We start from the raw sequence: 10786 nt of genomic DNA on the forward strand, positions 1-10786 counted from the left end.
CGCGACCGTCAATAATAATCGAGATCACGCCGCCGAAATGGCCGGCGTCATAGAGCACGGCAAGCAGCCGTTCGTAGTCCGCGCGGGCGGCTGCGAGCAATTCTTGGGTGTCGGTTGTGCCGTCGCGTTCGGCCTGCAGGATCAGCGAGGCAGCGATCAAGTCATCGCGGAGATCTTCGGTTGACGGAGAGAAAACAGCGCTAATGTCGGTTTGCGCGACCGCTATGCTTGTCGACGCCAAAAGGCCCGCGACCGCAAACGTTTTTATCCGGCCCCAAAATCGCACACCAACCCCCAAGCACTTAACGGCTTGGAGATATAGCTTTCGCAAACCAAAGAAAAGGGGTCAGTCGGCGCTCGCGGGAACTTGATGGTGATCCAACATGCGGACTTCTCGCTGCGGGAATGGAATGGAAATTCCGTTGGCTTTGAAAGTATCCCACAGCGCAAGGTAGACGTTGCCACGGATGTTCGTGAGGCCGTCGGTCGGGTCGGTAATCCAAAAGCGCAGGATGTAGTCGACAGAACTGTCCCCAAAACCTGTGATGTGGCAGACGGGCGGCTTTGCCGACAGGACACGGCCGACGCTTGCGGCAGCTTCATTCGCCAGTTTGCGCACCAGGTGAGGATCGTCGCCATAGGCCGTGCCGAAATGGATGTCGAGCCGGACAAAATCATTTGAATGCGACCAGTTGACGACCTGACCGGTGATGAGGTCTTCGTTTGGGATCAGGTATTCACGGCCGTCACGCGTTGTGATCGAGACGTACCGCGCACCCAAAGCATTGATCCAGCCAAAGGTGTCTCCGATGGAAATCACGTCGCCTGGTTTGATTGATTTATCGAGAAGGATGATAATGCCGGACACAAGGTTCGAGACGACCTTTTGCAAGCCAAAACCAAGCCCGACACCGATTGCGCCTGAAAGGACGGCGAGACCGGTCAGATCGACTCCGACGATCTTCAGGCCAAGGAAAAACGCCGCACCAAAGAGAAAGACCTGGATGAATTTAACCGCCAGAACCTTCATCGACGGCGATATTTCGCCGTTTGCGTGAATGCGGGCCGCTGCTGTTGATGTCGTGATCCGGGCGAGCGTAAACAGGACCCCAATGGCGATAAGGGCTTGTAGGACCGTCAGTAGTGAAAGCCGCATGTCCCCGAAAGAAAGTGCCAGGCTGTCGAGGAAATTCGAAATCTCATCGATGATGCCCAGGTAGTAGAGCGTCACATAAATCCACAAAAACCACGTTACGATCTGGCGCAGAAAGTTATTTTGAACGAGCCGCACGGCAAAACCGACAAGCAGAATCGCGACGGTGATTGTACCGACAAGTTCAAGCAGAAATCTGCGTGAAACAAACGGCGTTACTTCGGCCATGATCGCTGCTGCGATCCAGATCAGGATCGAAAAAAGGATCAGCCCTAACCGCCTGTGCAGGACAACAAGCGCACGAAGCTGCCATTTTGGCCGTCCGGCAAGTGTGCGGATCCACTCGTGAAAAGTTGGCCTTATCCAGCGCGTCAAAACCCATGCGACAACGATGCAAAGAACAAGAATTCCAAGTTGCCAAAGCCTTGATGGCAAAAGCAAAAGTGTACCTTGCGCCGTGGCCTGTTGCCAAAGGTCGGTAATTTGTCCTGTCAGGCTGTCGACTTGCTCCATCCCGGAAGGATGCAACGCGATGACCTGCGCGGCAAGGTCGCTTGTTTTAGGAAGGTGGGGACAGGGCTGCGGGCGAGAACAAGACACCGAACTGTTCGCACCAGATTACCACCGATTGGAATGAGGAAACGTCCACATCTGTCGGAACCGAGTAGGCTTGATCTCCGATATTACCCTTCAACTGGCCAAGTCCAACCCATTGATTGTCCGCCACATCAGACGACGCGGCAGGGTCCGGGTGCGCCGACAGCCAGACCTCAAGGTCGGGACCGTTTGTCACCTGAAACTCGGATAGCTGAATTTCATGTCCGCCGCCGGGGAGGGCAACTAGCGTGGCCATTCCCGAGCCTTGATGCGCGCTGTCCGCGTTCCGGAAGGTGCCGGTGGCGACGATTTCGGCTTCCGCCAGGGTCTCGACGACGACTTCGTCGAAAAAGAGCGGTGAAAACGCGTACCACAGGAACGCTCCGGCAGGTGCGCCGACGACGGCGCCAGCCAAGAATATAGCAAGAGTTTTCAGCACAGTTGTGTCCCCCGTTTGGGCGGCAGCTTGGTGCATTTGCGTAGCTGGTGTCGATCCCTATCTTTGGTCCCGGCGTCCGCAAGTGTTTCGGGGCCACGGCGGAGATTGGAGCGCTTGTCGGTTTTATGCGCTGCTATGTCGGATGAATCTGACGTCTCGAGCCGATATGCGCTTAAATCCGTGAAAATGCAGGAGGGATTCGCCCCATGAAGACCCATGTCAAAGCGCTTGTCGTTGGCGGCGGCGCAGTTGGAACGTCAATCGCCTATCATTTGGCGAAGGCCGGGTGGGATGATGTGGTGCTTCTTGAGCGTGATGAGCTGACGTCAGGGTCCACCTGGCACGCTGCCGGGTTGTTGCCGCTTTTCAACATGTCCTACGCGACGACCCACATCCACAAATACTCGGTCGATTTCTACAAGAAGCTTGAGGCTGAGACCGGGTTGAATGCCGGCTTTTCTGTCGTCGGCAACTTGCGGATGGCGCAAACACAGGATCGTATGGACGAATATATGCTCTATGCGGCAACGGCCGAGACTTGCGACGTGCCCTACGAACATTTGTTGGCCGATGATATCAAGGCGCGATGGCCGTTGATCCGCACGAATGATCTCAAGGGCGCGATTTATCACCCGACGGATGGCTACATAAACCCGGCGGATGTCACCATGGCGATGGCCAAGGGCGCGCGACAGCGTGGTGTTGTGATCGAGCGGAAATGGCAGGTCGATGGGTATCACTGGACTGGTGATCATTGGGATGTGACTTGCACAAAGATGGCCGAAAAAGGGGGCAACCTGGTGGCGACGGACGAGCAAATCGTCGTCCACGCCGAACATGTTGTGACGGCTACCGGCAACCATGCGCAACGCACTGCCAACCTGTTGGGCATCAAGATCCCGGCTATTCCCGTCGAACATCAGTTTATCGTCATGGACCAGGACCCTGCTTTGGTTGAATGGCGTAAAAATAACCCCGAACACCCGGTGATCCGGGACGCAGACGCGCAATCCTATGTGCGCGAAGAGCGTGGTGGTTGGATTTTGGGAGTCTATGAGCAGAATGCGCCGGCTCGCTTTGAATACGGTGTCCCCGATAGTTTCCGGGCTGACTTGTTCCAGCTCAATCTTGAGCGGATCGAGGAGCAATACGCCGCGATGATCCATCGCGTGCCATCCTGTGAAGATTGCGGGTTGAAGGACGATTTCAACGGCCCGATTTGTTATACGCCTGACGGCAATCCTTTGGTTGGACCGGCGCCGGGTCGACGCAATATGTGGTTGGCTGAGGGCTTTAGCTTTGGCATCACCGCTGCAGGCGGTACAGGATATTACCTTGCGCAGATGATGGTTGAAGGCGAGGCCGAGATCGACATGGCGAGCCTTGACCCCAAGCGCTACGGGGCGTGGATGACGACCGAATATGCGGCTCGCAAGAACGAGGAATGCTATTCGCACGTCTATGTTCTTCACTACCCTGACGAGGAGCGTGAAGCTTGCCGTCCGCTGAAGACGGCTCCGTCTTATGATCGGATGAAAGCACGGGGCGCGCAGTTCGGTCAGGTGAACGGATGGGAGCGTCCGAATTACTTCGGCCCATTGGACGCGCCCTCGTCGTTCGACCACGATACACGGTCCTTTCGCCGCGGCGGATGGTGGCAATACGCGCATGATGAAGCGAAAGCGGTCCGCGAGGGTGTTGGCATGGTCGACGCCACGGCGTTTACCAAGCACAAGCTGCGTGGACCGGGGGCGACGGCGTTTCTTGACTGGTTTACTTGCAATAAGTTGCCGCGCGTTGGGCGGATCAATCTGACGTACGCGTTGACCAGCCACGGCACGACACGGACGGAATACACGATCGTCCGCCTTGCCGAGGATACGTATTACCTTGTCAGCGCTGGCGCCTGGCAGGCTTATGACAGCGATTATCTGGCGCAGGCAATGAACGACAATGTGGGGCGTTTTGGTCCGATGTGGTTGGACGATTGCACAGGGCAGCACGGCGTTTTCGCGCTTGCCGGACCGAAGTCACGGGATGTCCTGAAATCGCTGTTGAGTGACGCCGACCCCGAGACCGCTTTATCTAACAAGCGCTTTCCATGGCTGAGCGGCAAGCGCCTTGAGCTTGGAATGTGCCCGACGAACGCGATCCGTGTAGCTTATACCGGAGAGCTTGGTTGGGAATTGCATCACCCGATGGAGATGCAGAACTATCTGTTCGACCAACTGATGGAAGCGGGCGAGCCGCAGGGGCTGAAGTTGGTTGGCGCGCGGGCGCAGAACTGGCTTCGCCAGGAGAAATCCTATCGTGCGTTCGGAACAGAACTTGGTCGCGACGCGACGCCGCTTGAAGCAGGCCTGAACCGCTTTGTTGATCTTCAGAAGGATTTCTACGGCAAGGACCGTATGGTTGAAACCGGCGTCCGCTCGATGTGCGTGACGCTTTTGATCGACGGTCCCGACGATGCAGATCCATGGGGCCGCGAGGCGCTTTATGATCGAGAAACGCGCGTTGGGCGTCTGACATCCGGCGGCTATTCCGTGGCCTTCGGAAAGTCGATCGGGATGGGATATGTTTCGCCGGATCGGGCAAGCCCCGGAACAAAGCTTCAGGTGAAGATGCAGAACAAGCTTTGGGATGCGGTGGTCACCGAAGACAGCCCTTACGATCCGAAAAACGAGACGATCCGCGAAGACGGCTAACCTCGGCGGCTCACGGATTGCGCGCTTCGCTGTAGGCGCCCCCGTCGGTGATGCCGGGATAAAACTGTCGTCTCCATGCGCGCGCAGGTTCTTGTGGTGCATCCAGATCGCGCGGGTCGACCCCGGTCAACTTGGTCAAGGACCAAGACTGCAACCCAGGTTTAAAGCGGCAACACAGCGAGCGTCCAACCGCCATTGACTGCGCTGATCCACGCGTGTGGCGTCAGCGTCAGAGACAGCCAGTTTGAAAGCGCGGGCGGAACGCGATTTGTCTCGTCGGGTTTGGCCGTCTGTCCGGTCATAGTGGGTCGCGGGCGAGTATACTCGCCACACCTATTGGCTCAATCCATTGCGAAAGCACCCGACGCAAGGTCAAACGCTTTGCGCATGACTGTCGGCAGGTCGGAGGGGCGAAAGTCGGATGTCAGGATGAATTGCCCACGTTCTGGCACTTCGGTTTCTGATACCACCGCGACGCGAAGCGACAGTTTCAGGTGGAAATGGGTGAAGGTATGGCGCACCTCGCCTCCGGGATCACTCCAACTGGCGCGGCAAGGCGGCGCTTCAGCTTGTGCATCGACGCTCCATTCGGTGCCGGGCCATCCCAGCATTCCGCCGAGGAGCCCCTTGTCGGGCCGCGTCTCCAATAGCCATGCGCCGTCTTGGCGGCGCGCAAGATAGGCAATGCCAAGGCGGGTTGGTTTGGCTTTTTTGGGCAATTTCCGGGGAAGGTCAGCGGCGATGCCCGTCGCGCGCGCTTGGCAGGCATTGATCCAAGGACAAATGCCACAAGTCGGGTTTCGCGGCGTACAAATTGTGGCACCAAGATCCATCACGGCCTGAGCATAGTCTCCGGGGCGTTCATTGGGCGTAAGGTCTGCGGCAAGCGCGGTGAGTTCGGGTTTTGCGGTCGGAAGGGGCGTGTGAACTGCAAAGAGCCGGCTTATGACCCGTTCGACGTTGCCATCGACCACTGTTTCGGGGCGATCAAAGGCAATCGAGGCGATTGCAGAGGCGGTATAAGGGCCGATGCCCGGAAGTTTCAGAAGCGCTCCGTGTGTATCGGGGAATGTTCCGCCGTAGTCGGTCGCAACCACGCGGGCGCATTTCAACAGATTACGCGCGCGCGCATAGTAGCCAAGGCCGGCCCATTCGCCCATGACGGCTGCGTCATCGGCATTTGCAAGGTCAGTGACCGTCGGCCAAAGCTCGGTGAAGCGAAGAAAGTAGCTGCGCACAGCGGCAACGGTGGTTTGTTGCAGCATCACTTCGGACATCCAGACGCGGTATGGATCGGGCAAATGACCTGCTTTTCGACCGACAGGACTTGTTCGCCAGGGCAAAACGCGCGCGTTGGCGTCGTACCATAAGAGAAGATCGGCACTCTGCGGTGTCTCACGCAATGTTTATGTCCTCGTTATTGGCTTTAGAGTGGCACTGGCGCCCTGCTGCTTTAAGATGCGCGCAACGTCACGGAAGGCAAGGCATTGAAGGACTTTCGCCGCAAGCGCGGTTTCGAGCGCGCATCCGATCTTGTTGCAAACCGTGTTCGCACGGCGAGCGAGACGCGTGGCTTTGCGGTATCTCGGCTTTTGACCCATTGGGACGAGATCATCGGTGCCGATTTATGCGGCATGGCACGGCCGATCGATATTATTTACGGCAAAAGCTTTGGGGCGACGCTGACCCTGTTGGTGAAGGGCGCCGAGGCTCCCATGGTCGAAATGCAAAAAGAGACGATCCGCGAGCGGGTTAATGCATGCTACGGCTATGCGGCGATCCAAAAAGTCCGTCTGACCCAGACCACACCGCGCGGGTTTGCCGAAGAGCAGTCGCCGTTCGCGGCCGGACCCCAAAAGCCCCAAGTGACGCCCGCTGCCCGACAAAAGGCAGCGCAAACAGTTGAAATCGTGGACGATACGTCGCTGCGAGACGCCCTTGAACGTTTGGGCGCGAATGTCATATCTCAGTCTAAACAGAAATAAAGGTATTCTTGTTATGAACCGAACAAAGTCGGCTTTTGCAGCCACATTCCTTGCAGTGCTTGCGGCACTTTTCCTGTCGACACAATCAGCCGTGGCGCAGGAAGCCAGCGACATCGACACGTCGGATATCATCGAGATGGTCCTCGGTAACCCGGACGCTGAGGTAACGGTCGTTGAGTACGCCTCGTTTACTTGTCCCCACTGCGCCTCGTTTCACGCAGGGTCTTTCAAGGACCTCAAGAAAGATTTCATCGACACCGGAAAGATTAAGTTCGTCTATCGCGAGGTCTATTTCGACCGGCAGGGCCTTTGGGCCGCGATCGTCGCGCGCTGCGGTGCGGGCGCCGAGAATCGTTATTTCGGAATCGCCGAGATGATCTACGAAAATCAGCGCGTCTGGGCCCGTCAGGAAGACCCGGCTGCAATCGTCGATAGCCTGCGTCGGTTTGGAAAGACTGCTGGTCTGACAGATACACAACTTGATCAGTGCTTTTCTGATGCCGATACCGCCCAAAAGCTGTACGCACGGTATTTGCAGCTGGCCGAGGAAGATAGCGTGAAGTCGACGCCGACGTTCATCATCAATGGCGAGCTGTATTCGAATATGCCCTATGCCGAGATGGCGGATATCATCAACGCGGCACTTGGCGAGTAATGCCGCCTCTTCAGGGCCTCAAGGTCATTGAACTTGCACGCGTTTTGGCTGGTCCCTGGGCCGGCCAGACGCTGGCGGATCTGGGCGCTGATGTCGTAAAAGTAGAAAGCCCCGACGGCGACGAAACCCGCCGTTGGGGCCCGCCATTTATTGACCACGACGGAGAGCGTTCGGCCGCTTATTTCCATTCGTGCAATCGTGGAAAATCCTCGGTCACGGCAGATTTCCGAACCCAGGAGGGCCGGGACCTTGTGCTGGAACTGGTCAAAGACGCCGATGTTTTGATTGAGAACTTCAAGGTTGGTGGCCTTGCCAAATATGGGTTGGACTATGAAAGCCTGAAGGCGGTCAATCCAGGATTGGTCTATTGCTCAATCACCGGTTTCGGGCAGGATGGGCCATACGCGCATCGGGCAGGCTATGATTACATCATTCAGGGTATGTCCGGGCTGATGTCGTTCACCGGCGCCCCCGACGGGCAGCCGATGAAGGCAGGCGTAGCCATCACGGACCTGTTTACTGGGCTTTATGCGGTGATCGCGGTGCAGGCGGCCTTGCGGCAGCGTGAAACGACGGGGCTTGGTCAGCACGTCGATCTTTCTTTGCTGGATACAGCGGTTGCGATGACATCCAATCAAGCGATGAACTATCTGGCGACGGGCGTTTCTCCGACGCGGCTAGGGAACGCGCATCCGAACCTCATGCCCTATCAGGTATTTGACTGCTCGGACGGCTGGATTATCGTGGCAATTGGGAATGATGGCCAGTTTCACCGGCTTTGCAGTGTCCTGAAGACGGATGGATTGGCGGATGCGCCAGACTATAATACCAACGCCAATCGGATCGCCAATCGGCAGGCTTTGACGGATATTCTGACGGCAATTACGCGGGGCTGGACGAAAGCGGATTTGCTCGCGGCCTGTGAGAAAGCGGGTGTTCCGGCCGGGCCGATAAACGATATGGCCGAGGTGTTTCGTGACCCTCAGGTCGTTGCGCGCGGCATGCAGGTCAGTGATGAGGGCGTGCCCGGCGTGCGGACCCCGATTGTGTTCTCGGATGCCGAATTGGCGCCCAATCGGGCATCGCCTAAGTTGAACGCAGATGCCGGGCGGATCAGGCTAAAGTCAGGCGATTAAGCACCTCTGACAAATGCGCTTTGTCATCGAACTCTAGTCTTACAGGCAGTGTTAAGACTTTCTGGCGGAAGCTTGGTGGCAACCGCACTGCATCCTTTTCTGTTGTGACCAATTGCGCAGAGAGCGCCATGGCTTCGATTTCCAGCCGCTTCATCAAGGCGTCGGACAAAGGCTGATGGTCGGAAAGCGCCTCGGTGCGGATCAGGTCCGCCCCAAGTCCGCGCAGGGTGGTGAAGAACTTTTCGGGATGAGCGATGCCCGCAAACGCCATGACACGCTGACCTTGCCAATCCATGCCGGTTTCCAACGTCTTGAGATGCGCGGTAGCGTGCGGCACAGACACGCGTGGTCCCCACTTTTTAAGGAAATGGCCTTGGGCATTCTCGTCACCGATACTAAGCAGCAGATCGGCGCGTTTCAGGCCCTGTTCTACGGGTTCACGCAAAGGCCCCGCCGGCAGAATGCGTCCATTTCCAAACCCCAGCGCGGCATCCACCACCACAATACTGAACGATTTGGCGACTGACGGGTTTTGAAATCCGTCATCAAGAAGGATGATCTCTGCTCCGTCGTTTTCTGCAGCTCGAACCCCTTCGGCACGGTCCTGAGCGATCCACGTCGGCGCGAACGCCGCGATAAGCAAGGGTTCGTCCCCAACATCTGCGGCTTTGTGTCTGCGTTCGCTCACACGGGTCGGACCCGTTTCGGTGCCGCCGTAGCCACGAGACACAACATGGACGTTTTGGGGTCGCAGATGTTCTATAAGGGCGATTACCGTGGGCGTTTTCCCGGTGCCACCTGCGCTCAGATTGCCCACGCAGATCACCGGGCAATTCGGCGTGATATCTGGTGATTTGCGAACGCGGCGGGCTGTGGCGAAGCCGTAAAGCGACGACAATGGCTTAAGGAGATGCGCCTGCCATCCCGGTTGCTCGGGTGGGTTTTGCCAGAACAAGGGTGCGCGCATCACGCCGGCTCCTCGCCATCCAATGTAAGATTGATCATGGTCACAAGCGCTTCGACCGCGAGCGCGCCTTCGGATGTGGTCGCCCACCCGGCATGGGCCAATCTGGCGGCCTTGTCAGGAGACAACAGCTCAAAAACGGCGGCGCCGAGGCCTGCGGGGTCCTTGATCAACATGGTTGCTTCTGCGGCTCGTAGGCGCTGGATCCGGGGAACGGCGCCGCTGACTTCGGGTCCATGCAGCAGAGCTGAGCCAAGGGAGGCAGGACCATAGGGATCTGACGTGGGAAGCTCGGGATCGAACGAACCGCCGAGGTAGGTGATTGGCGAAAGACGATACCACAGGCCCATTCCTTCGTCGGTATCGGCGATATAGACTTGGACGTTTTCGTCGGGTCGCCCGCCGGAAGAGCGGAGCGCGGTTCTCCAGCCGTGTGTTTCCAAGGATCCCGCGATTGCAGGTCCGTCTGATAGAACCTTCGGTACAATGATGAGCAAAAGCCGGTGCGCGGCCCGGACCGTGCGCCGTTGCGCCGCCTCAAGAGCCGGAATTTCTGAAGCTGACACCTCCGCGGCAAGCCACACCGGTCGTCCGCCAAGAATTTCCGACAAGGCAGTGATGTCGGCGTCGTTACAAGCAGGTGCGAGTGCTGTGTCGCGCAAGGGGCCTGTGACAGCAATGCGTGCATCGGGAACGCCAAGGCGGACAAGCGCTTTTAGATCGGCGGAATTGGACACCAATACGCCGCGGAAAATCTCCGGGATTGAGAGCGACGAATTGCTCAGACCCCCCCAAAAAGCAGAGGCGCTTTGGGTGTTTGTTGCAAGAAACAGTGGAATTCCTGCCGCATGCGCTTCGGTAAGCAAAACGGTTCGGTCTGGCGCGCCGACGATCACTGCCACGTCGGGTTTCCAGTGTTCGAGGAAGCGATTGACTGAGCCTTTGGTGTCGCCGGGGACCAGTTGATGGATGGCCGTTTCGTCAATTGCACTGAATGGCGCTGCGTTCTCGGACGAGGTGACGAGCCCAAAGATCGGTTCACCGCGCATCGACGAAAGCTCGGCTGTGAGCGCGGAGATGCTGCCTGCGTCTGACGGGTCGCTGACGTGAAGCCAGAGCAAACATCCCTTTGGACGCTCTGCCGTCGTATGC

The 10786-nt window shown here is 57.7% G+C and carries 11 protein-coding genes and 1 pseudogene; 4 read left to right on the forward strand and 8 right to left on the reverse strand.

Annotation, left to right across the window (positions count from 1 at the left end; all coding sequences use genetic code 11):
- From Q1B15_RS06580 to Q1B15_RS06590, 3 genes and pseudogenes are all read right to left on the reverse strand, one after another.
- Positions 1-286: pseudogene (locus Q1B15_RS06580) on the reverse strand (outer membrane protein assembly factor); the annotation flags it as partial.
- A 60-nt stretch (positions 287-346) separates the two neighbouring features.
- Entirely contained in the window at positions 347-1666 is a 1320-nt protein-coding gene (locus Q1B15_RS06585) for a mechanosensitive ion channel domain-containing protein (RefSeq protein WP_299751911.1), read from the reverse strand.
- Between the two features lie 46 nt (positions 1667-1712).
- The gene (locus tag Q1B15_RS06590) at positions 1713-2189 is read right to left on the reverse strand and encodes a DM13 domain-containing protein (protein ID WP_299751914.1); all 477 of its coding nucleotides are present in this window, start codon (positions 2187-2189) and stop codon (positions 1713-1715) included.
- 206 nt (positions 2190-2395) lie between these two features.
- On the opposite strand from Q1B15_RS06590, the gene Q1B15_RS06595 reads away from it, so the two are divergent.
- Positions 2396-4894 (forward strand): FAD-dependent oxidoreductase, encoded by a 2499-nt coding sequence (locus tag Q1B15_RS06595; RefSeq protein WP_299751917.1) that lies wholly within the window; start codon positions 2396-2398, stop codon positions 4892-4894.
- A gap of 10 nt (positions 4895-4904) precedes the next feature.
- Here the strand turns inward: Q1B15_RS06595 and Q1B15_RS06600 are convergent, their stop codons facing one another.
- Genes Q1B15_RS06600 through mutY form a run of 3 tightly spaced genes read right to left on the reverse strand, consistent with a single transcriptional unit; the run spans position 4905 to position 6297 of the window.
- Positions 4905-5033 (reverse strand): hypothetical protein, encoded by a 129-nt coding sequence (locus Q1B15_RS06600; RefSeq protein ID WP_299751920.1) that lies wholly within the window; start codon positions 5031-5033, stop codon positions 4905-4907.
- Positions 5034-5055: 22 nt separating this feature from the next.
- A complete protein-coding gene (locus tag Q1B15_RS06605) occupies positions 5056-5196 on the reverse strand; it encodes a hypothetical protein (protein WP_299751923.1) in 141 nt (46 codons plus the stop codon).
- Positions 5197-5235: 39 nt separating this feature from the next.
- Entirely contained in the window at positions 5236-6297 is a 1062-nt protein-coding gene (gene mutY, locus Q1B15_RS06610; RefSeq protein WP_299751926.1) for an A/G-specific adenine glycosylase, read from the reverse strand.
- Positions 6298-6381: 84 nt separating this feature from the next.
- On the opposite strand from mutY, the gene Q1B15_RS06615 reads away from it, so the two are divergent.
- From Q1B15_RS06615 to Q1B15_RS06625, 3 genes are read left to right on the forward strand one after another with little or no spacing between them, the layout of a single operon-like run.
- Entirely contained in the window at positions 6382-6879 is a 498-nt protein-coding gene (locus Q1B15_RS06615) for a DciA family protein (RefSeq protein ID WP_299751928.1), read from the forward strand.
- 13 nt (positions 6880-6892) lie between these two features.
- The gene (locus tag Q1B15_RS06620; protein ID WP_299751933.1) at positions 6893-7534 is read left to right on the forward strand and encodes a DsbA family protein; all 642 of its coding nucleotides are present in this window, start codon (positions 6893-6895) and stop codon (positions 7532-7534) included.
- Entirely contained in the window at positions 7534-8670 is a 1137-nt protein-coding gene (locus Q1B15_RS06625; RefSeq protein ID WP_299751936.1) for a CaiB/BaiF CoA-transferase family protein, read from the forward strand. The genes Q1B15_RS06620 and Q1B15_RS06625 overlap by 1 nt, the downstream gene beginning before the upstream one ends.
- On the opposite strand, the gene lpxK is transcribed toward Q1B15_RS06625, so the two are convergent.
- A complete protein-coding gene (gene lpxK, locus Q1B15_RS06630; RefSeq protein WP_299751939.1) occupies positions 8648-9637 on the reverse strand; it encodes a tetraacyldisaccharide 4'-kinase in 990 nt (329 codons plus the stop codon). The two genes, Q1B15_RS06625 and lpxK, sit on opposite strands and share 23 nt — an antisense overlap.
- A partial coding sequence (locus tag Q1B15_RS06635; RefSeq protein WP_299751941.1) for a glycosyltransferase N-terminal domain-containing protein occupies positions 9637-10786 on the reverse strand: 1150 nt, incomplete at its 5' end. The genes Q1B15_RS06635 and lpxK, both read right to left, overlap by 1 nt.

The sequence above is a fragment of the uncultured Boseongicola sp. genome (assembly GCF_937988555.1).
In the GTDB taxonomy this organism is placed as follows: domain Bacteria; phylum Pseudomonadota; class Alphaproteobacteria; order Rhodobacterales; family Rhodobacteraceae; genus Boseongicola.

Bases quoted from the DNA above. Each gene is read 5' to 3' on its own strand.
- Q1B15_RS06620 (WP_299751933.1), top strand. From the start codon at position 6,893: ATGAACCGAACAAAGTCGGCTTTTGCAGCCACATTCCTTGCAGTGCTT.
- Q1B15_RS06605 (WP_299751923.1), bottom strand. From the start codon at position 5,196: ATGACCGGACAGACGGCCAAACCCGACGAGACAAATCGCGTTCCGCCC.
- Q1B15_RS06625 (WP_299751936.1), top strand. From the start codon at position 7,534: ATGCCGCCTCTTCAGGGCCTCAAGGTCATTGAACTTGCACGCGTTTTG.
- lpxK (WP_299751939.1), bottom strand. From the start codon at position 9,637: ATGCGCGCACCCTTGTTCTGGCAAAACCCACCCGAGCAACCGGGATGG.
- Q1B15_RS06585 (WP_299751911.1), bottom strand. From the start codon at position 1,666: ATGGAGCAAGTCGACAGCCTGACAGGACAAATTACCGACCTTTGGCAA.
- Q1B15_RS06595 (WP_299751917.1), top strand. From the start codon at position 2,396: ATGAAGACCCATGTCAAAGCGCTTGTCGTTGGCGGCGGCGCAGTTGGA.